We start from the raw sequence: 20,264 nt of genomic DNA, 5'->3' as shown, positions 1-20,264 counted from the left end.
CGTCTCCTCAAGCCGCAGCCGCTGCCGGAGCGCTGCCGGCGGCGCGCGCGCGGCCGGCGGCCGAAAGCTTCCAGCACTTCTGGGTGAGATAGTTCGATGCCTCCTCCTCGAGGTCGCCGGCGCGCTGGAGGCGCCGGCACGCCGTGAGCACGCGGGCGGTGGTGATCCCGTGCCACTCGCTGAGGTCGGAGCCAGGCTTACGGAAGCTGCCTTTGGCCAGGATGTTGCGGATGACATAGGTCATGGCATCGGTGCGATCCGACAGGATCTTGATGATGTCGTTGTCCAGGGCGGTGGCGGACCAGCGCCGGCGGGAACGTGAAGCCGTTGTCATGACGCAAGCTCCGGAGTGTCCACGGAAAGGGCGATCGTCAGGGGCTGGACCCAGATCGGGTCGCTCGACAGCAGGAAGGTTTCCCCGCTCCAGGCGAGGAGCAGGGTCCGGCCGAAGACGCCGGCGAGGGTCTGCGCCGCCGCCGGCGGCACGGCATTGCCAATCCGCTCGCGCCAAGCGCTGTCGGACTTGCCGTCCATCTCGAAGCTCTGCCACTCCTCCGGATCGAAGAGGGACTGCAGGGCGGCGAGCTCGAGGGTAGTGAAGGGCCTGTGCCAGGTGCCATCCTGAGCGTGGATGACCGCCACCAGGCGATCATTGGGCTGAGGCAGGGCAGCGGGGCATTCGTCAGCGCCTGCGTCCTGCAGGGGCGTGCGCGGGTCCGCAACGGACCATTTGCCTCGGTCATACTTGGCGTAGCCCGGCACGGCGACGCTGGTGTCAGCCCAGCCCATGACCCCGTAATGGCCCTGGCTGTTGTAGCTGTGCGCGCTCCGGGTCTCGCTCTGCAGGCCGGTGGGCCGGGGGTCGGCCACGGCGAAAGCCCCCTGCCCCGTGGTGCTGGCACCGATGACGCTGCCGGCGGGCTCCTCGTAATGGGTCACGCGATACTTGCCGCCACCGCCGAAGCCGGCGGCGGCGCGCGGATCGGCGACACACCCCGCCCCTGATCCCGGGCCGCGGTTGGTCCCGATCACGGCGGATGCGGGCTCGTCCCAGCCACCCACCGAGAATTTGTTGGTGTGGGTCGCCTCGGTGCCGCCGGTGCGGGGATCGGCGACGGCGAGGACGCCTGCAGGGCCGCCCGGCCCGGCCACCGCCGGCGCGGTGCTGTTCCAGGGCACGATGCGGAACACGTTGTTGAAGCGCGGCGGACCGGGGATGCGCGGGTCGCAGATCGCATAGGGTCCGGTGCCCACCGACACGTCGCCCTTCACGACCGGCGCGGGATCTTCCCACCGGCGCACGCCGAGCTGAACGGACTTCGCATGCCCATTCACGCGCGGGTCGGCGATGCTGAATGCACCGGCGCCGGGCCGGCCGTTGCCGCTGATCGCGACCGAGGGATTGTCCCATTCCTTCACGCCGAGGAAACCCGCCCCTTCCCAGCTGCTGCTGGTGCGCGGGTCCGCCACCGAAAACCGGCCGGTGGTGGCCTCGGCCTGCGCCGTGACCGTGCCGCTGCTGGCGTCCCACGGGAGCACGCCGAGCGTGCCATCGCGCCAGCTCCGATCGGGGAAGATGCCGAAGTCGGCGAGGTGGCCGTTCTCGACGCGAAGCCGATTGAGCGAGCGCCAGTCGGAGCCAGCCTCGACGAAGGCAAGGCGAACCCATGTCTTCCATTGCAGGGCCGGCATGCGGTGCATGGGGCCGGCCCGCTCATCACCGGGCAGGGGCAGAAGATCCAGCACCTCGCCCACACCGCGCAGACGGCGCTTCGAGGGCTGGTAGAGATAGGGCGGGACCTTCTTGCGGTGGCGTGCCGCCAGCAGGTAGCGCTTGCGGGTCTGGGCCAGGCCCCCGAGCTCGCCGCAGTCGTAGACCGTCTCGGCGACGGCGTAGTCGTAGGCCTCGAGCAGGGCAATGATCTGGTCGATCAGGCCGCGCCCGCGCGTCGCGATGCGGGGCACGTTCTCGAACAAGAAGAATTCCGCCGGATCGTCCTTGTAGGCCTCCAGCGCCAGCCAGATGGAGCGCAGCGCCAGCCCGTTGAGGGCCTGGTACTTCGGCGACAGGGACAGGCGCTCCGAAAGGAGGCCGGAGAACCCCTTGCAGGGCGACGACGTGAACCAGATGTGGGGCCGCTCGTAGCCCATGGCGCGATGCACGTCGGCGATCGTGATCTCTTGCCAGCCCGGGGGCGGTTCGTGGCCGTGAAAATCCCGGTACTGCTCGAGGGACATGAGGTCGAGCAGCGTGCCCTTAACGCCGGCGAAGCGCTCGAAATCGCGGATCGCCGCCGGGTCATTGTCGATTCCGCCGATGTTGCGGAATTTCGCCCGCAGGTTTCCCACCCGGGCATCGCCCTTCCGGAAGCCATGGGCACCGAAGCCCGAGCCGCAGGCCATGTAGCCGACGCGGATTTCTCTCACGAGATCCATCTGCATGGTCATGCGTCCTCGCTTGCGTAGCGGGCCATGGCGTCGGCATCGGCCTGACGGCGCACCTTCTGGGCCAGAAGGGCCAGCAGCCTGCGCATCTCCGGCGAGCTGACCTCGAGGCCATCGAGCTTGCGGATTGCGTGCAGGATGGTGGTGTGGTCGCGCAAAAACATGCGACCGATCTCCGGCATGGACCGGGGCGTCATGCGCTTGCAGAGCGCCACGGCGATCTGTCGCGGCTCAACGATGGTCTTGTGCCGACGATGGGATATGAGGACGCTGGTTGTGATGCCGAAATGCTCCGCCACGACGCGCTGGATCAGACGGATCGTGATGCGCGAGTCGACAGCGTGCGGGTCGATGAGGTCGTTGCGCAGGCGCTCCACAGTGGCCGGCGTCAGCTCTTCTCCGCGCGCCGCGGCAAAGGCGAGACCCTTGAGCAGCCCAGCCAGCTTGTGGCCATCAAGGTCGGGGACATTCACCACGGTATCGAGCACCGCGGGCGGAACCTGAAGGCTGGGGGTGTGCAACTGCTGGGCGGTAATCATGTTGGTGGCGAGCGCCAGGGCGAAGTCCCGATCGAACGGGCGGAGCTCCACCACCAGGGCGTGGGTCAGCAACGTGCCCAGCTCGCCTTGCTCGAGCTGCCCCGGCGGCCTCGGTCCGGTCAGGATGAGCGGACCCCGATCGATCAATGCGCATGCAGCGATCTCGTGCCATCGATCCGCATCGTCAATGACCTTGGCCGCGGGGCAGATCGCCGCCGAGGCCTGGGCGATCGTGGTCTTGCCGAGACCGCGCCCGCCCCAGATGTACAAGGGCCCCGGGATCTTGCGCGCCGCCAGCATTTCGATCGCCGCTAGGGCTGCGTCGTTCTGCATGCCCCGCACGATCAGCTCCGGAAGGGGGCGGGCAACCGGGACCGCCGCCCTCGGGCGGACGCGAGGCGTTTGCACCGGGCGGAGGCGCTGATGCACTTCACGGGCACGCGCCCGCAATTCCTGGGCAGTCAGGCCTGCGGATGGATCATCCGGCTGCAGAGCGAGCGGTCGGTTGTGGGATGAGAGCATGGTGGGTTCTCCCGGCTACACGTAAATTTTCAGCGGCTAGACGGCTGGGCGTGCAAAAAGCGCTCGGCCGCCGGAGCAAGACGCTCCATGAGCTTGATGGCGCCAGCGCTGGTGCCCAGGCGTCGCATGGTTCCCTTGAGAGGTCCGAAGCGGTGCAGATCCGCGACGAACGGCCCGCGCGGCAGCAGCGCTGCACCGCCACACGCCATCTGCCCGGTCCGGTAGTGTCGCCGGGTGATGGACCATTCCTCGCCGCTCTCGGCGCTTGCGAGGAAATGCTCGGTGGCGTCGGGCTCCTGGACCAGGTCCTCGGGGGAGCAGTGTCCGATGCCGCATGGATCGGGCACGCTCACGCAGGCCAGCGTGAGCTGGTGCGAGTGCGCGCCGCAGGAGGGGCATCCATAGTCGGTGAAGGAGGCCTCGACGCGGCCGTGAAGCTCGGACGGCAATCCGGGGATCACGAGCCGGCCCTGCTCGACGAGGAGGATGTCTGAGCTCCAGCAGGAGGCGCAGCGGGGCGGCCGAGCCTCCGCCACCTGCTCGGTCCTCATCACCAGGGGCGACGCCTTCAGCAGGCGTTGTCCGAAGGACCGGCGCGCCGGCGCCGGCCACACGGCCTGAACCGCGTTCATTTCGAGCTTCCCTTCCTGCTTTTGAAAACCTTGTCGAGCGCGGTGCTGGCGTCCGACATGAGGACCTTGTCCGGCCAGCCGGCCGGGGCCGGGATCTTCTTGTCGCCGACAAGGGTGCGCAGCAGGTCCATCTGCTTGTCCGAGGCATATCGGGCTTCACCGGTTGATCGGGTGGACGAGGCGGCGGCTCCGCCGGCCGAGCGCCCCCCTCCCCTGCCCTTGCCTGCACTCTTGCCGGCGGCGGCGCCCTTGCGGCCGCCGCTCGAGGAGCCCTTGCGCTCGCCGCCGCCCCCGCCCGAACCCATGATTTGGTCCAGGAGCTTCGAGGCCGTGAGCTTCGTAACGGACGGCCAACCCTCGGGCGCGTCTGCTCGCCCCTCTGTGATCGCCTTCTGGATCACAGCGATCTGCTTCTCGGAGGCCGGCTCGGCGGACATGCGCTGGGCGAAGGCGGCATCCTTGACGCCGTTGTACTTCTCGATGTTGGCGTCGATGAAGGCCTTCAGCAGTGCCGCACTGGCCAGGGCGTCTTCCGAGAGGGGCAGTCCAACGGTCTCGGCGATTTTCCGAGCGAAGGAGGCCTGCTTTTCGGAGGGGGGAACGGTGCGTTGGGGTCGTAACCCATGGCGCCCATTTCCTGGTGCAGGCGTGCGTGCATGCCGGCGATCACGGGCTGGTATTGGGCCTTGCCCTGGGCGATCTGGTCGAGCTGCTCCTCCGCGTCGCGGGTGAAGGCGAGCTCGACGAATGAGAACTTGCCCTTGAGAGCGCTCACCACCATGCGCCCCAGAGGGGTTGGCACGAGGTATTTCTTCTGCTCGGCGACGTACTGCCGCTTGGTGATGATCGTGGCCAGGATCGAGGCGTAGGTGGACGGCCGGCCGATGCCTTCCTTCTCGAGCTCCTTGATGAGCGTTGCCTGGGTGTACCGGGCCGGCGGCTTGGTCGCCTTGGCGAGAACTTCGCCGCTGTCTGCTGTCTTCCTGGTGCCGGGCTGCAGGATGGGCACGGCACCCCCGCTCCCCTCCCCGCCCTTGTCGCCGTCGTCCTCTTCCTCGTCGCCATCCTTCATGGTGAGCACGAGGAAGCCCGGCGCCTTGAGCACGCGTCCGCGCGCCGTGAATCGATACGTGTCGGGTCCGTTCTCCGCATCGAGCACGTTCGTCGTCGCGAAATACTCCGCCGCTGCGAGTTGGCACGCCGCCGCGCGCTGCCAGATAAGGGCGTAGAGGCGCTGCTGGTCGGCATCGTCGCCGGCGGCTTCGTTCTCCCAATGCGTCGGCCGAATAGCCTCGTGGGCCTCCTGCGCGCCCTCGCGCGATCCCCATCTGCGCGGTGAAGCAGGCAGCGGCCAGTCGCGGTCGGCAGCGAGCGCGCGGATCTCGGCGATCGCCTCGTCGGACAGGTTCTGGCTGTCGGTCCGATGATAGGTGATGTGCCCGCCCTCGAAGAGCTTCTGGGCAAGGCCCTGGGTATATTCCGGCTTAAACCCCAGCCTGGCCGAGGCGGCCTGCAGGAGGGTCGATGTGGTGAACGGCGCCGGCGGCTGGCGCTGGACTGGCTTCTTCTCGCTGCTGATGACCTTGAAATCCCGGCAACCTGCCGCCAGGGCGGCTCGGCCCTTGTCGAGAAGATATTCCTCGCCGGCCTTCAGAAAGGGCTTGGTGTCCCATTCGGCGTTCCACGCGCCGCCGTCGAACACGACGCGGGCGCCGAAATGCTTGGTCTCGCGGAACTTCTCGATCTGCTCTTCGCGGTCCACTACCAGGCGAACGGCAGGGCTCTGGACTCGGCCAGCGCTTGCTCCGGTCCCCACGGCCCGGGTGAGGATGGGAGAGACCTCATATCCGACGAGGCGATCAAGAACCCGTCGCGCCTCCTGGGCGCGCACTAGGTCATCGTCGATGGTGCGGGGGGAGCGAACGGCCGCGGTGACGGCCTTCTCCGTGATCTCTGTGAACGTGACCCGCTTGGGCGCCTTGAGCTTCAACGCCTGCTGAATGTGCCAGGAGATGGCCTCGCCTTCGCGGTCCGGGTCGGTAGCAAGGAAGACTTCGGTCGCCCTTTCCGCCAGCTGCCGCAGGCGCTGGACGTGATCCTTGCTCTTCGGGGGGACAATGTAGCTGGGCCGATAATCGGGCGCGCTCACGCCCACCGCGTCCACAGGCAGGTCACGAATATGGCCGAAGCTCGCGGCCACCGTCCAACCGTCCCCGAGGAACTGCTGTATCTTCTTGGTTTTATTCGGACTTTCGACAATGAGCAGTCGCATTGCATCGCTCGCGCATGGGCCCGTGAAGGGCGATAAACGATGATAAACCATGCATAAGTCTGCACAAGCGTGTTGACAAGGCGCGATGAGGCCGCGATTGTTTGATTGCTGAGGTGTTGTGCGGTTTTTGACTCACCTGACCGCCCCTCGAGAATTGGAGTGACCGGACCTCTGAGCGTTTCCCCTTCTTGCGCAACCACTGGCGGAGCTTCGGCTCCGCCATTTTTTTGGCGCTGGGGTTGCGAGACCGCTACGGAGCATTGCCCCGGTGAAGGCCGGAGTGCCGGGCGGGGTTTCGTTTGCAACCGTTGTGAACCGTTATCAACGGTTGATAACGATTGGTAAAATAGGGGGCGTGGGGCCACAAAAAAGGCGCCCGGTTGGGCGCCTTTCGTTTGCTGAAGGGGTTCTTCGCAAGGCTTACTTTGACTTGCCCTCGGCCATGTCGAGAAGTTGGTCAATGGCATCGATATAGGTCAATCTGTGTTCGTCACAGTAGGTGACGAAGCGATTGACGCGATCCATGGGTCCTTTGACGTACACTTGGTGAGAGGGCATGTCGGGATCGCGTCTGGATACACGCTTTTTAGGTGTAAGCAGCGGGGCGGCGGGTGCTGCCCGCCTCTCGGGGGCGTGCTGGTCGTCTTTTCCAGGTCGTTGGCCGGCTGCCGGCTTTGGAAGCCGGCCTGGCGCGCGACTTCATCGAGCTTGGCTGCCTGTTCCGGCGTGGGTTCGGGCGGTGGGGCGACGACGGGTTTCGTCGCGAATTTGAAGCGCGGACTGTCGCTCATCATGCGACCTCTTCCATAACAGCCTCGGCGTCGAACTTTTCTCCCGTCAGCGCCGTCATGACTTCGGCGGTGAAGAGCCGTGCGTTCTTCTGAGCCGCGGCGAGATTGCTCACGTGCTCGGAATCGAGCTCATAGATCGTCAGGCCGTCCAGGAACTGCTGCTTGAAGGCCGCTCGGTCATTCAGATGTGTGTCGAGCACGGGGATGCGTGCGTCCTGCAGTTCCCGCCGGACGGTCCGTTCGATCCGGGTCGCGATCGCCGTGGATGTCCGGGTGAACGCGACGACATAGGGGATGGGACGCTCCAGGTGCTCTTCTTCTTGCACGATCAGGTTCGTCGCCCGGGCCGCCTGATCTGTGTCCAGCGGCGACGCCTGCATGGGGATGATGACCAGGTTGGCGCGAGAGATTGCACGCGAGACCAGAAGCGATGCCGTTCCCTCAAGATCCACGATGACGTGGTCGTAGCCCCCTGCTCTCGGGTCCGCGACCTCCTTGATGACTTTGAACAGGTTCTCTTCCGTCACGTCGTCCATGACGACCAGGTTCGTTTTGGTCTTGGCGAGCGCCTTCCACGCCGACAGCGGGCGGTTGGGGTCACAGTCGAGGATGCAAACCCGCAGGCCCTGTTCGGCCAGGGTTGAGGCGACGACCAGCGCGGTCGTCGATTTCCCGGCGCCGCCCTTTGAGTTGGCGAAGACGATCACGGCCATTCCATGCGCTCCGGTAACGGCCCGCTCCGCGAGCCAGCAAGATAGGCAAGCTAGGCAACCTAGCCTAGCTCGCCAATCTATACTGTCTTGCCAATCTCGGCAAGGTGGGCCGCCTTGGCGAGCTGGGCAAGGCGGCCCACCTAGGCAAGGCGGGCAAGCCCGCCAATCTAGGCAAGGTTGGCAATATGGGAATGGTGGGCAATATCGGAAAGGTGGGCTAGCTATGGATATATTTCCAGGATATCCGACGATATGCGAACATATCCGCGCCGGGCAGGTGGCAGGCACGGAGCGGCCAGGTCCTCGACTAGGCCCCCGTGGCGAAACCGCTGACTGCCAATAAAATACGATCAGCAGCGATAAGCGACACATAAGCCGTTGATCGCCGCGATGAACCCGTTAAATTCAAGCTTACCATGCGAGCAATTTCGGCCATCATAGCGCTTGCCGGCGCGGTCTCAATCATCGGCGTCGCCGAAGCTGCGACCTGTCTCGTCCACCGCACCAATTCGGGCGGTGGAGAGAAGATCGTCTCACCCTACGGGGTGGACCGTACTGGACGAGCCTCCGCCGGTTGGCATCAGGGCCTCGACATCACGAACAGTGCAGGCATGGGCGATCCCATCCTGTCGGGGACCAACGGCACGGTCTCTTTCAGCTACCAGGCCCGCGGCGCCGGCAACTATGCGACCGTCACGTCAGGCGACATGCGATTTCTCTACATGCACATGCGCCGTGTCCTGACCGAGCTGAACGGCAAGAACGTGTCGGCAGGCCAGCAGATCGGCGAGATGGGATGTTCGGGACTCGCGAACTGTCCGGTTCATCTCCACCTGGGCGCGATGATGCGAGGCGATGCGTTGCAGGCGAGCGGCGCTGCAGGGCGTGTCTGGCGCGAAGGGGCCGGTAAATCTGGCACGCCTTTGACGGCGGACCAGATCAAGAGCGCGATGCCCACCGCGTGGTACCTCGTGAACCCCGAGCCGTTCCTCGACCACCAGATCCCGTTTGACGGCTCAGGCGGCCAGCCGGCTGTCTATGGGCCCCAGATGGGCGGGTGGCGCAGCCAGACCCTCCCCCGAACCTGCTCGCCTGACCAAACGACCTTCGAGAACCCTCGTCTTGCCAGCACCACGGGCACTGGCTCATCCGACGCGGCCCTGGATAGCCAGTCCACCAACAGATCGGGAAGCGAGGGCTTCGCTGCAACCATGGCCGGCCAGGAGCGACGCGGCGTCGTCGTGGAGCTTGCGAAGCAGACCACTGCTGAGCTCGCGCAGACGGCTCAGTCCTCAGCGCTGGCCTACCAGGCCCAAATGGACAGCGCGATGGCGCATTTGCTGGTGGAGGAGGTGGATGGGGCGACACGGTAGTGACTACGGGAGGAGGGCAGGGGAGAGGGTGCCCCGAAGTCGGCGGTGTGCCGGGCTCGCTCTCGCTCTTGCCGGTGCGGTGCTGATGGGCGTGCCGCCGGCGGCCGCGGGACCCGCGTCCGAGGTCGGTTCAAAGCCCGGTCAGCCGGGCTTCTCATATCGAGCGCCGCCGCCCAGCGCCGCCTATGTGGCGCCGATGCCCGAGGCCGATCCGAGGGACACCCGGATCGACGAGCTGTTTCAGCGGGTCAAAGACCTGGAGGAACGCTTGGAGGTGATCGAGCAGAAAGCAGCGGCGCCCAAGGCGCTCAAATAACGGCATCCCACGAGAAAACCAACAATGCCAACGTCCAACTCCGAACTGACGGTCCTCACCTATGCGAAGGATATCGTCTGTGCCTTCCTGCAGAAGAACCCGCTCAATGCGAGCGATCTGCCGGGATTCGTTGAAGCCGTCCACACGGCTTTGAAGAAGGCGGACCTTCCCCAGGGGCGGCAGGGGCCAACTCCCGCCGTCCCCATCGACAAGTCGGTCTTTCCTGACCACATCGTCTGCCTCGAGACGGGCCGCAAATTCCTCACGTTGACCAAGCACCTCACGGCGATGGGCATGACCCCGGCCGACTACCGGGCAAAGTGGGGCCTGCCAGCGTCCTATCCTATGAACGCTCCGAGCTTTTCCGCCTCGCGAGCCGACAAGGCCAGGGCGGCCGCTACCAGGGCGCGCAGCCGGCAGGAGTCCAACGAGGCTGCTCCTGCTGCCGCCGCCGGCGGCGCTCCGGAATAGGGGAGGGGACTTTGGATCTCGGTCAGGTTCTCATCAACGCAAGCTCGAGCTTCACTCTTGGCGTTCAGCTGACGCTGTTGCTCGGCGCGATCTTCGGCGTCTGGGTCTCGGGCCGAGGGATGATCGACATCTACATCCTCGCGGCCGGCGACAACCGGTTCTCCAACCGGCAGCCGAGCATCTTCGGCGGCTTCATCCGCCTGATGCTGGGTGGCGCCATGATCGTGGCGCCTGCACTGCTGTGGATCGCGGCCAACACCTTCGTTGCCGGCGGGACGAACACGGAGGCCCTTTTCAACTATTCGAGCTCGTCGGGCACCAGTTACTGCGACCAGATCAGAGTGGCCGTGTCGTACCTGTTCATGCTCGTGGGCGTGATCGCGTGGTTCAAGGCTGGCGCCATCCTCCACGACAACGCATCCGGCGGGGGAATGGCCCAGCGCTCAGGTTCGCCGATGCTTTATTTCGTGGGGGAGTGCTGACGTTCTTCATCACGGACGTTTCGACGATCCTAACGAACACCCTCGGCATTTCGGTCGGGCTGTCGAATGTCTGCACCGCCCTCCAGTAAGGGCGGTGCAGAAACAGCGTCAATCGTCGCTCTTGCGGCCGCCGGCTCTGCCACGCGGCTTCTTCTCGGTCTTGATGGCCCCCGCCTCTTCCGAGCCAGCCGCGGGACGCATGCCCAGCGGCGAACCCCGCTTCTTGATGGTGTTGAACATCTGCTCCTGCCGAGCGTTATGATGATCCTCCGCCACCATGGGGTAATCGTAAGGAAGGCCCCAGCGGTTCACGTAGTCGATCGGGGACATATTGTGCGATTGGCGCAGGTGGCGCCGCAGGATCTTGAACGGCTTCCCGCACTCGAGGCAGTAAAGTCTGTCCTTGTAGACGGTTTTGCGAATCCGTTCGTCAACGGATGCTCCGGCCAAGGACCCTTCGAGAGCTTCGGGTGGCTCCGGCTGCTGCGCCGACCCGTTGGACAGGTCCGGGAACTGCGGCTGACCGGCATGGGCCGGAACCAGATCCCTGACATTGTCCTCATCGGTGCTGAACAGCTGGAATTCGACGATAGCCATCGTCTCCTCCCGTGTGAGGGAGGTTTGGCCCCGCCACCAGGCCTTCAACCTCAGCACCACGTCATTCAGGTCCGCCTGGTCCTTCCTTCTTTTCAAGGAAGTCGAGGTGTCGATCATAGAGTCCTCATTCCTTTCGACCGGCACTCCCCTGTCCAGCACCGATACATTGGGCGATCAAGCCACGTATGGCACGCGCGAGCGGCATTCCTCGGTATCCGTTATCGAGCCTCCATGCGTCAAGCCACGACTTGAGAGCGAGTGGGAGCATCAAAAACGGCAACACGAGGACGATGACCATCGTTGATCCAGATCGAGTGTGCATGGCCCACAGCGAACCGGCGATCATCACCGAACACATGGATAACACGATCCCGCTCGCTAAGGAACGGTGTTTTCGCACCACAATGGAGCGGTTAACCGACTGATTTTGTTGGAGATCGCGACGAAGCTGCGGGGATGTCCGTCCAGTTGCACCGGAAGGCCCCCATTCACACGACTGATTTGGGCAATGCGATTCTGCGCCGTCCGTGTCGAGGCGCATCAGCTCTCCGCACGCCGGGCAGACCCCGGCGCGGCCCTTCATTCGTTCGATACGAAGCTCCGTGCGGCGCACGGCGGCAAGCAGGCCGATTCGCGGTAAGGGCGGCAGCAGCTTCATTGAGGTGGCCTCAGTGACAATTTAGACGCGCGCAAAGGCGCGCATAGACATGATAAACGTTGATGAACGGTTGGACAGGTGGCGAATATCGGATAAAAACAAGGCTGAACAGCGCTAACCGCTTGGAGTGCTCATGTCGCAAGCTGATCCGCACGCCGTCGAGCCCGTCGCTCTCCCTCTGTCTCCGGGGGCGGGCAAGGGTGAATTCGTCATCAAGGTCAAGCTGAGCTGGCTGACTTCCGTCCTGCCGTCCGTGGTCGCGGTGGGGTTGGCGATCTACGCGTTCGGTCCGTGGGAGAAGGGCTCGGAAGCGCACAACCGCAATTACGAGCGCCCGGCGCCGTCCTTTCAGCCGGCCTATGGCGGTGCTCCGGGCGCCTATGTTCCGCCCGCATACGGTACTCCCGGTTCCTATGCCGCCGAACCGCGCCTTGCGCCGCCGCCGGCCGCGCCGCCGGCGCTGGTCCGCGCCCCCGAAGCGCCGCAGGCTCCTTCGGCCGCCAATGCCTTGGTCGCCACCAACGACCCGAATGCGCGGCTCCTCACCGACGCCGAGGTCTCGGGGCGCGTGCTCGAGCTGATCGCGAAGTTGCCTTCGGTCCAGGATTTCGACGGCCAGGCCGTTCCGCCGGCGAAGGCCATCCAGGTGTTCTTCGATCCACGCTGCCCGTACTGCCACAAGGCCTATGACGCATTGGCGGGGAAGCTACCGGTCAACTGGATACCGGTGGCGGCCCTCGGAGATGTGGCCGATGGCAATGCGCGCGCCCGGTCGATCCTGCAGGCGCCAGATCGCAGGTTGGCACTCAAGAAGTCCTTCGGCGGCGACGCCCTCCCTGCCGCCGGGCCGTCGCCCGAACTTGATGCGCAGCTCGGGGGCTCTTTTGAGGCCTTCGCGCAGATCACGCAGATGCTGAAATCGGCCGGGAGCCCCCAGCTGGGCGTTCCCACGTTTCTGGTGCCGCGGCCGGATGGGCAGGTCACGATCTACGTCGGCTACGACCCGGACATTCTCGCCAAGCTCACCCGCATCTATCGGGGGTGACGCACGTGGCCGTGCCCAGGTTCCCATCCTTCGGATTTCCGTCTGATCGCCTGCCGCAGCCACCATCGGCTGCGGCCGCCGGCGTCATACGGCTCGGCGGTGCCGCCTCGATCCTGCTCGGAGCCTTGGTGGCCTCCGTGTTCATCAACGTCGTTCTGGCCGGACGCATCGTTGCCGCGGCCGATGCACTGCCCTTTGTGGCGGATGGCGGCGTCGCCGGCTGCCAGGCCACTCCCTTTCGCGCGCGCAGCGGAGGTGCGCAATGAGCGCCAGAGAGACCTTGTCCGGAAACAAGTCGAAGGAGCGGATCTCGGAGGAACTCTACGTCCGCGAGACCCTCAAAAAGTACCTGTGGTCGATGATGAGCGTGCTCGGTGCGGGGCTGTTCTTCAGCATCATCCTCAACCTCCTGCTGGGCTACGCGATCATCTGGCGTTTCCCCGTCAAGCAGTTCCTGTGGACTTCCGACGCGAACGCGGTGTGCGCCGCCACGCCGCTGGACGAGCCCAGCGTGAGCCAGGCCCGGCTCAAGGATCTCGCGGCAACCGCGGCGGTGCAGATCAACACGTTCGACTATGCCAACTGGCGGGTTCTCATCAATGCAGCGCTCGACAAGTTCTTCACACCCCATGGGCGTGACGAATATCGGTCGGTGCTCTCGAGCACCGGCATCGTCCAGAAGGTCGTAGACCAGTATCAGGTGGTGTCAGCCGTAACCATGGCGCCCCCGAATATTGCCGCGGAGGGCAAGAAGGGCGGTCGGTACTTCTGGGAGGTCGAAGTCCCCACGACGATCTACTACCAGACCAACGCGGACTCGAAGCGGGAGAACCGGCTCCTGACGTTCACCATCGTCCGCGTCGAGCCTTCCCCCATCAACCCGAACGGCGTCGCCATCGACGCCGTCACCTCCACCCAGCTGCTCACAGGGCAGATGAACCAGTTGAACGTGCCGAGGATCAACCGATGACGATGAGCACCACATCGCGCGCCGCCCTGCTCGCATCGGGGTTCCTGCTCGCCGCCTCCGGGCCGGGAAGCGCCCAGCAGCAGGCGAATTCACCTCAGGGGCAGATCATGTACGCCTGTCCGCCGGGGTATGTGTGCTCGCCGAGCCCTCAGCCCGGGAACATGCCCCCAGGCAGCTTACGCAGCAGGAACTGGACACGGTGCGCGGCGCCGTGGTGCGGGACGCGGCGGGGGCCATCCTCACCCCCGGAGAAGTGCAGGATCTGCGAGACCGGGGCATCAATGCCCAATCGGCCGCCAACTGGCCTGGCCTTTCGCGTGACACGCTTCCCGAAGCCGAACCGCGCGTGATCCAGATCGCCGACGCCTCGAAGCGCGTCCCGGACAAGATCACCCTCGCCATCGGCGTCGTGACCCCCATCACCTTCCTCGACAAGCGCGGCAAGCCCTGGCCCATCGCCAGCGTCGCTTATGACCCGCGTACCTTCTCGCAGGATGGCAACGGGTGCGGGAACAACCAGCAGCAGGCCCCGGCCGCGCTGACCGGTGAGCGGCCGACGACGATCACGCTGATGCCCTGCAGGTACCAGACGTTCGGCAACATCTCGGTCTCGCTCGAGGGGCTGGGCACGCCCATCGTCCTGCTCGCCCAGAGCGGGTTCGGCACCGGCAAGATGGACCTGCCCGTGACGGTCCGACTTACCGGGGCATCCCCGGAGACCGTGGCGCAGGCTCGGATCGATGAGACCGAACGCAAGAGCCGGGCCCTGATCCGTGCCTACAACACGGTGCCGGCTGTCCCTCCTGGTGTGGACCCTGAGCTCGATTCCTTTCTGACCGGTGTGCCGCCGAAGGGCGCGCAGCCCGTGCGGACGGACCTGCGCGAGGTGTCGGCCTGGCTCTACAACGGCCGGCTTTATCTCCGGGGGCCGGTGACGGTCATCAACCCGGCTTACGACGCCATGGGCGCCGGCACGGATGGCCAGTTCATCTGGCGCTTCAATACCCCGATGGCTCGCGTCCGCGTCGTGCTCGACGGCGGCGAAGAGCGCCCTGTGACGATCGGACTGTGAGGAGAGGCCCGTGAAGCTCGGTAAGCTCAAGTTCGCCGGGGCCGCGGCTGCGGTCGTGGTTCTATTCGCCACGGTGTATGTCGCCACGGATCGCAAACGGGATGATCTCGGCGGCGTCGCGTCTTCCAAGGTGGCTGGCGGAGCGCCCGTCGCAAAGAACGACACGATGGCGCCCGTGTCACCCAGCGAGGCGACAAAGCGGGCGACCACCAACGCGCAGAGCGCGGAAGCCGCGCAAGCGAAGGAGCGCAGCTACGTCGCGCCGCCCGTCATCATGGCGTCCGAAGCCCCCCGCCGTGGTGAGGACCTGCCGCCGCCGGCTCCGCCGCCTCCGGTGACGACCTCGTCTACGGCTGCGCCGGTGCCGCCGGTCCAGCAACAGGCCACCTACTCAGGCGCTGGTGCGCAGCAGGGCCCGACCATCATCTACGCCTATCCGCAGCCGCTCGCCGACCAGGAGCTGCGCAAGCGGGTCGAAAGCCAGATCACGTCCGTCCTCAAGCCTATGGATGGCGGGTTCGTGCTTCGCAGCTTCCAGCAGCCCGCCCCGGCCGCCGGCTCGGGCGCCGCGGTTGCCGGCGGCAGCGGCTACGCTCAGGGTGGCCGCGGCGCGGTTGGGCCCGCAGTCCTTGCCGCCCGCAGCGGCGACGTGGCCTATGCCACGCTGGATCGCGGGTTCAACTCGGTCGATCCGCAGGCGCCCATCTTCGCCACCATCTTCGACTATCGCGAAGGCCAGGCGGTCGGGCCGCTCCACGGCGCCCGCGTTCTGGGGCAGATCACCTATAACCGCGAACAGGCGGCCGTCACCTTCAGCTCGCTGATTATGCCCAGCGGCTACCAGGTGCCGATCAAGGGGATTGGCATCACCGAGACGGACGGCAGGACCGGCGTCGCCCAGAACGTCGATTACCACTATCTCGAGCGCTACTCCGGGCTCCTGGTCGCCGGCCTGATCCAGGGCGCCGGCCAGGTGGGCCAGCAGCTGGTCCAGAATAATCAGGGCTACGTCGTCACGAGCGGCGGGACCTACGTGTCGAATTCGACACCGACTACGCTCCTGCAGGCGGGCCTGGCCGCTCTGCAGCCGGTTGGCAATGCTCTGTCGAACGCCGCGGCCCAGCAGTTCAACAAGCCGAACACGATCTCTTCGCCGCCGGCGATGGGCCTCGGCATCGTGTTCATCGAGCCGCTGCAGATCCCCATCGACCAGATCCAGCGATCGGCCGCCATCACGCGCGCCGCTGAAACCAAGCAGTAGGGGAGGGGGCTTTGGGAACATCGGCAACGCTCCCGTCGATCCTGCAGGGGTTGATCGACGACATGCCCAACCTGCTCACCATGCTGGTGGTGATGCTGGCCGCAGTGGGGCTCGCCATGGCGGCCTTCGCCCTCTTCAAGATCTACCAGGCTATCCAGAACGGCGACGGCGCCCCGGGCGGGTGGCTGGTGGCCTTTGCCTGCGGTGCCGGCCTGACCATCGTCGCAGTGATCGCCGGCCAGGCCTCCCTCCTGATCGTGGGAGCGGGATCATGACCCTTCCTTCATCCGGGGAGGCCGGACGTGACCCCCGGCCGGGCGCCTACTTGCCTGGCCTGACCCCCGTCGTGCGACGGCGGCTCGAGCTCACCATCGCGGCGCTCTCCGCCCAGGATGGGGCTCGAGAGAGCAAGCTCTATGTCATCCGGGATCTGGAGCTGCGCGCGCACATCCTCACGGACTTCATCACCAAGACGGTCGGGATTACGTCGCCGCGGTTCGACGCAAGCGAAGAGGCGCGGACGCAGTTCATCGTGCTGATCGAGGAGGAGGGCTGATGGCAGGGCTGTTCGGCAGTCTTTTCGGCAGCAAGGCCTCCCGCCGCGGTGCGGGCTTCGCTGCGGTCGATCGGTATTGCGATGTCGCTGGCTTCTCCGAGACGGAGCCGGTCTTCTACGGCCACGACGCGTCCGACTGCACCCTGATCGAAATCGAGGGCGTTCGGACCATCATGTCCGGGGAAGAGTTCGAGACCGCGATCCAGATCCACTTCGTTGGCGGTGTCTCCCAGCTCCTCAAGCGGGCCGGCCACTCCCTCACGATCTCCTATGAAAGCTCCGCCAATATCGAGGACGATCTGGAGCGCTTCGTAGGCGCCCAGCGCCGCAATTCCGACCTGAAGCAGCTCGGCGTCGAGGCCGTGACCGACGAAGGCGAAGCGATCATCCGGCGCGCCGCGCGCCGGGAGCGCATCCTGATGGCGGTCTGGACCTCGCCCAAGGCGGCCCTGGCTGAAGAGGTCAAGCGGGAAAGAGCCGAGAACGCGGAGCGCTGGCGCACGATGCCGCCGGCGCGCAATGCCACGCCTTCCCAGCTGGCCCTGGCGGCCCTCAGCGGCCCACATGCCGCCGCCGTGCGGAAAGTGGTGGACGCCCTCGAGTCCTCCGGTCTGAGGGTCAGTGTTCTCGGCCCGGACGAGGACGGCCGCCGGCGCGATCTCACCGAGATCCGCAAGGCGGTGCTTTACCACGAAACGCCGGACGGCTGGTCGCCCTTCGGCCCGACCGAGCGGACGTATCCGGGCGCGAAGGCGACCATGGATGATGACACCAGCGAGCTTTTCTCGCCGCCGGTGGCGCAGCAGATCCTCTCGAGCGGCGCCATCGCATCGGCGAACCTGCGCAACATCGCCATGGGTGGCCGCAACTATGCCGTGGTCGCCGTCTCGGTCTTTCCGAAGATCCTCCAGCACTTCAACCAGCTCATCGCCTCGATCGTGAACCATCGGGCGGCCGGCATGCCGTTCCGCATCGCGTTCCACTTCGAGGATATCGAGGGCGCCAGCGGCTTTGGGCTGCGCAAGGTGCTCGCCGGCCTGGCGAGCTGGACGAGCCCGACTACCAAGAACCTCTTCCAGGCGCTGCGCACCCTGCAGGAGATCCACGAGCGCGATATGGACACCGTGTGCAAGGCCCGGATCATCGCCACGACGTGGGTCGAGCCGGGCGAGCCGCCGGAAATCCTTGAACAGCGCCGGAGCTACCTGGTGCGCGCCCTCATGAGCTGGGGCGACGCCCTGGTCATGGAGGCGCCCCACAATCCGATGCGGGCCCTCGCCGAGACGGTGCCCGGAATGACGATGCGCGCCGTGGTGCCGCCGGCAACGCTTGCGCCCCTGTCTCACGCCGCCGCGATGCTGCCTTTCCACCGGACGGCACCGATTTTCAGCCGAGGGGAGTCGGTCTTCCTTTCGACAGACGGGAAGTTGATGCCCCACGAGGCCTTCTCGGCCGACCAGAATTTCTGGCTGTCGCTGATCTATGCGACCCCGGGTTCCGGCAAGTCGGTGCTGCTCAACCGCCTCAACTATGATTTCACCGCGTACAGCGGAGGGCGAAGGCTCCCCTTCATCTCCATCATCGACGTGGGGGTGTCGTCGAGCGGCTACATCCAAGTGGTGAAGAATGCCCTGCCCGAGGGGCGTCAGCACGAGGCGATCTATGTGCGTCTCGAAAACGCCACGCATCACGCCATCAACCCGTTGGATCTGGGGCTCGGTCGCCGGTATCCGCTCCCGCGTGAATCGGCCTTCGTGGAGAACTTCCTTTCGACCCTGTTTGGCCTGCGCGGCCCCGGCACCGAGCTCTCGGAACAGCTCATCACGCGTGTCATCAGTCGCCTCTACAAGTCGAAATCGGACCTCGAGTTCACGAACGCCGCAAACGCCTGGCAGGCCGGCATAGAGCCTGAGCTTGATCGCCATGCCGAGGAGCTGGACCTACCCCTGCGGGACAGGACGAAGTGGTGGCAACTTGTCGATGGCTTCATGCTGGCCGGCAAGCCGATGCTGGCCATGCGGGCGCAGCGCTATGCGATGCCGCGTCTTGAGGATGTGTCGGCCATTCTCAGCGAAAGCATGATCCGGGAGGACTTCCCCCCCTCCTCGTGCAGATGGCGCAGCGGTCGATCGAACGCGCCGTCGAGAAGTACCCGATCTTTTCCAACGTCTCGCGCCTCGATCTTGGCGAGGCACGGATCATGTCGATCGACCTGCAGGACGTGGTCCAGCGCTACAAGAGCGAGGAGGCCGACCGCAACAACAGCCTGTTCTTCATGGCGGCCCGACAGGCCTTCCTGTCCAAGATCGGCGGGTATGCCGAGGAAATCCGGTCCATGGCGCTTCCGTCCGGAGACCTCCGCGGGGTCTATGAGGCGTACTGGCAGGCGCATTACGACGACATTGCCGAGACGCCCAAGCGTCTTGCCATGGACGAATACCACCTCACCGGCGGGACCGAAGGCATCGCCCGGCTGGTGCGCTCCGACGCTCGCGAGGGCCGAAAGTGGGGCCTCGAGATCATCCTGGTCTCCCAGCTCCTCGAGGACTTCAAGGGCATGAAGGACATGGCATCCACCGTCATGATCCTCAATGCCGACAGCCAGCAACTGCGCGAGGAGGCGCGGAGCGTGTTCGGCTTCAGTGATGCGGTGAAGAAGGATCTCGAACGCCACGTGCATGGCCCGCGGAAGGGTCGCGGGGCGAGCTTCCTGGTCCGGTACATGCTCCGGGAGGAAGAGCGCTGGGCGGTCATGACCAATCTGATGGGACCGCGCCTGCTGTGGGCCCTGACCACCAAGAAGGAAGACCGCCTGGTGCGCGACGAGCTGTATCGGCGCGTCTCGGTCAATGAAGCCTTGCGCATTCTTGCCCAGCGATACCCCGATGCGTCGGCGATCGAGCATTGGGAGCGGGTACAGGCCTCTACAACTGATACGGACACACGAATTCCCAAGATCATCGTCGATCAGATCATGGGAGAACTACTTGCCGGAAGCGGCGAGCGCCCAAGTGGCAGACCCACCACCCTACTTGCAGCCCAATAGAAGGAGCATCCACATGCTGCTCGGCCTGAAGTCCGAGATGTTCAGTGCGGCCGGCGATCCGCCCGCCATCCGGAGCACGGCGGGCTCGCTCGCCGCTGCGCGCGCCCGCGTGGCGCACGCCTATTACGGGTGCCTCGCGTCGGCCAGCGTCGTCTGCCTCTCCGCCCTGCCGGCGGCGGCGCAGACCTCGACCACCGATCCGGCCGCACCGCTCGATTTCCTGAAGACGGCCCGTTCGACGGCCTCGAGCTCCAATCTCAACACCACGTCGGTGACGACGTTCGGCGGCAACATCGCGACGATCGTCGCCATCGCCGCTGGCGTGGTCGGTCTCATCCTGGCGGCGGTCAGCGGCAAGAAGCTCTACGACGCGGTGCAGAACGAGAACAGCCGCGAGAACGTCGGCGCCTCCGTCGCCGGTCTCGCCATCGGCGCCTTGCTCACCATCATCGGCATCATCGTCGGCGCCACGACCAACTTCGCGACCGGCTGATCCTGGGCCG

At 65.6% G+C, this 20,264-nt stretch carries 23 protein-coding genes; 14 read left to right on the top strand and 9 right to left on the bottom strand.

The features are described from left to right. Positions 1 to 7: 7 nt before the first annotated feature. The 7 genes from EZH22_RS30585 to EZH22_RS30555 all read right to left on the bottom strand — a co-directional run bounded on the left by EZH22_RS30585 (position 8) and on the right by EZH22_RS30555 (position 7,914). Entirely contained in the window at positions 8 to 334 is a 327-nt protein-coding gene (locus EZH22_RS30585) for a hypothetical protein (protein WP_203196944.1), read from the bottom strand. Then, positions 331 to 2,448, bottom strand: a complete 2,118-nt coding sequence (locus tag EZH22_RS30580; protein WP_203196943.1) for a DNA cytosine methyltransferase — start codon at positions 2,446 to 2,448, stop codon at positions 331 to 333. Before EZH22_RS30580 ends, EZH22_RS30585 begins: the two co-directional genes overlap by 4 nt. Further along, positions 2,445 to 3,506 carry a helix-turn-helix domain-containing protein gene (locus tag EZH22_RS30575; protein ID WP_203196942.1) on the bottom strand — a complete coding sequence of 354 codons (1,062 nt, stop codon included), beginning with the start codon at positions 3,504 to 3,506 and terminating at the stop codon, positions 2,445 to 2,447. Before EZH22_RS30575 ends, EZH22_RS30580 begins: the two co-directional genes overlap by 4 nt. Before the next feature lie 29 nt (positions 3,507 to 3,535). Beyond that, positions 3,536 to 4,138 (bottom strand): hypothetical protein, encoded by a 603-nt coding sequence (locus EZH22_RS30570; protein ID WP_203196941.1) that lies wholly within the window; start codon positions 4,136 to 4,138, stop codon positions 3,536 to 3,538. Continuing rightward, the gene (locus tag EZH22_RS30565; protein ID WP_203196940.1) at positions 4,135 to 4,575 is read right to left on the bottom strand and encodes a hypothetical protein; all 441 of its coding nucleotides are present in this window, start codon (positions 4,573 to 4,575) and stop codon (positions 4,135 to 4,137) included. The genes EZH22_RS30570 and EZH22_RS30565 overlap by 4 nt, the downstream gene beginning before the upstream one ends. Positions 4,576 to 4,640: 65 nt before the next feature. Beyond that, entirely contained in the window at positions 4,641 to 6,410 is a 1,770-nt protein-coding gene (gene topA, locus EZH22_RS30560) for a type I DNA topoisomerase (protein ID WP_203196939.1), read from the bottom strand. A gap of 790 nt (positions 6,411 to 7,200) precedes the next feature. After that, entirely contained in the window at positions 7,201 to 7,914 is a 714-nt protein-coding gene (locus tag EZH22_RS30555) for a ParA family protein (protein ID WP_203196938.1), read from the bottom strand. A gap of 416 nt (positions 7,915 to 8,330) precedes the next feature. Between EZH22_RS30555 and EZH22_RS30550 the strand changes: the two genes are divergently transcribed. The 4 genes from EZH22_RS30550 to EZH22_RS30535 all read left to right on the top strand — a co-directional run bounded on the left by EZH22_RS30550 (position 8,331) and on the right by EZH22_RS30535 (position 10,556). Continuing rightward, entirely contained in the window at positions 8,331 to 9,287 is a 957-nt protein-coding gene (locus tag EZH22_RS30550) for a M23 family metallopeptidase (RefSeq protein ID WP_203197082.1), read from the top strand. An 85-nt stretch (positions 9,288 to 9,372) separates the two neighbouring features. Continuing rightward, positions 9,373 to 9,603, top strand: coding sequence for a DUF5320 domain-containing protein (locus EZH22_RS30545; RefSeq protein WP_203197081.1), 231 nt, complete (start codon positions 9,373 to 9,375; stop codon positions 9,601 to 9,603). Between the two features lie 24 nt (positions 9,604 to 9,627). Then, entirely contained in the window at positions 9,628 to 10,074 is a 447-nt protein-coding gene (locus EZH22_RS30540) for a MucR family transcriptional regulator (protein ID WP_203197080.1), read from the top strand. 11 nt (positions 10,075 to 10,085) lie between these two features. Further along, positions 10,086 to 10,556: a hypothetical protein gene (locus tag EZH22_RS30535; protein ID WP_203197079.1), complete on the top strand. Its 471-nt coding sequence runs from the start codon at positions 10,086 to 10,088 to the stop codon at positions 10,554 to 10,556. Positions 10,557 to 10,664: 108 nt separating this feature from the next. On the opposite strand, the gene EZH22_RS30530 is transcribed toward EZH22_RS30535, so the two are convergent. Together EZH22_RS30530 and EZH22_RS30525 are read right to left on the bottom strand one after the other, a co-directional pair. Continuing rightward, complete coding sequence (locus EZH22_RS30530; protein ID WP_203197078.1) at positions 10,665 to 11,270, bottom strand: MucR family transcriptional regulator; 606 nt, start codon at positions 11,268 to 11,270, stop codon at positions 10,665 to 10,667. Between the two features lie 7 nt (positions 11,271 to 11,277). Continuing rightward, complete coding sequence (locus EZH22_RS30525; RefSeq protein ID WP_203197077.1) at positions 11,278 to 11,811, bottom strand: hypothetical protein; 534 nt, start codon at positions 11,809 to 11,811, stop codon at positions 11,278 to 11,280. A gap of 133 nt (positions 11,812 to 11,944) precedes the next feature. On the opposite strand from EZH22_RS30525, the gene EZH22_RS30520 reads away from it, so the two are divergent. The 10 genes from EZH22_RS30520 to EZH22_RS30480 all read left to right on the top strand — a co-directional run bounded on the left by EZH22_RS30520 (position 11,945) and on the right by EZH22_RS30480 (position 20,254). Next, complete coding sequence (locus EZH22_RS30520) at positions 11,945 to 12,856, top strand: thioredoxin domain-containing protein (RefSeq protein ID WP_203197076.1); 912 nt, start codon at positions 11,945 to 11,947, stop codon at positions 12,854 to 12,856. 5 nt (positions 12,857 to 12,861) lie between these two features. Next, on the top strand, positions 12,862 to 13,122 hold the full coding sequence (locus tag EZH22_RS30515) for a hypothetical protein (RefSeq protein WP_203197075.1): 261 nt from the start codon (positions 12,862 to 12,864) through the stop codon (positions 13,120 to 13,122). Continuing rightward, positions 13,119 to 13,826: a DotI/IcmL family type IV secretion protein gene (locus tag EZH22_RS30510; protein WP_203197074.1), complete on the top strand. Its 708-nt coding sequence runs from the start codon at positions 13,119 to 13,121 to the stop codon at positions 13,824 to 13,826. The genes EZH22_RS30515 and EZH22_RS30510 overlap by 4 nt, the downstream gene beginning before the upstream one ends. A gap of 133 nt (positions 13,827 to 13,959) precedes the next feature. Continuing rightward, positions 13,960 to 14,898 (top strand): DotH/IcmK family type IV secretion protein, encoded by a 939-nt coding sequence (locus EZH22_RS30505; RefSeq protein ID WP_203197073.1) that lies wholly within the window; start codon positions 13,960 to 13,962, stop codon positions 14,896 to 14,898. Positions 14,899 to 14,908: 10 nt separating this feature from the next. Beyond that, a complete protein-coding gene (locus tag EZH22_RS30500; RefSeq protein WP_203197072.1) occupies positions 14,909 to 16,159 on the top strand; it encodes a DotG/IcmE/VirB10 family protein in 1,251 nt (416 codons plus the stop codon). An 11-nt stretch (positions 16,160 to 16,170) separates the two neighbouring features. Then, complete coding sequence (locus tag EZH22_RS30495) at positions 16,171 to 16,434, top strand: hypothetical protein (protein WP_203197071.1); 264 nt, start codon at positions 16,171 to 16,173, stop codon at positions 16,432 to 16,434. Then, positions 16,431 to 16,715 carry a hypothetical protein gene (locus EZH22_RS30490; protein ID WP_203197070.1) on the top strand — a complete coding sequence of 95 codons (285 nt, stop codon included), beginning with the start codon at positions 16,431 to 16,433 and terminating at the stop codon, positions 16,713 to 16,715. Before EZH22_RS30495 ends, EZH22_RS30490 begins: the two co-directional genes overlap by 4 nt. Further along, complete coding sequence (locus EZH22_RS30485; RefSeq protein WP_231711637.1) at positions 16,715 to 19,276, top strand: hypothetical protein; 2,562 nt, start codon at positions 16,715 to 16,717, stop codon at positions 19,274 to 19,276. Before EZH22_RS30490 ends, EZH22_RS30485 begins: the two co-directional genes overlap by 1 nt. Next, a complete protein-coding gene (locus EZH22_RS32295; RefSeq protein ID WP_231711636.1) occupies positions 19,273 to 19,761 on the top strand; it encodes a hypothetical protein in 489 nt (162 codons plus the stop codon). Before EZH22_RS30485 ends, EZH22_RS32295 begins: the two co-directional genes overlap by 4 nt. A gap of 13 nt (positions 19,762 to 19,774) precedes the next feature. Further along, the gene (locus tag EZH22_RS30480) at positions 19,775 to 20,254 is read left to right on the top strand and encodes a hypothetical protein (RefSeq protein WP_203197069.1); all 480 of its coding nucleotides are present in this window, start codon (positions 19,775 to 19,777) and stop codon (positions 20,252 to 20,254) included. The last annotated feature ends 10 nt before the right edge of the window (positions 20,255 to 20,264 follow it).

It is taken from the genome of Xanthobacter dioxanivorans (assembly GCF_016807805.1).
In the GTDB taxonomy this organism is placed as follows: domain Bacteria; phylum Pseudomonadota; class Alphaproteobacteria; order Rhizobiales; family Xanthobacteraceae; genus Xanthobacter; species Xanthobacter dioxanivorans.
This window is presented reverse-complemented; position numbering and strand designations above follow the sequence as displayed.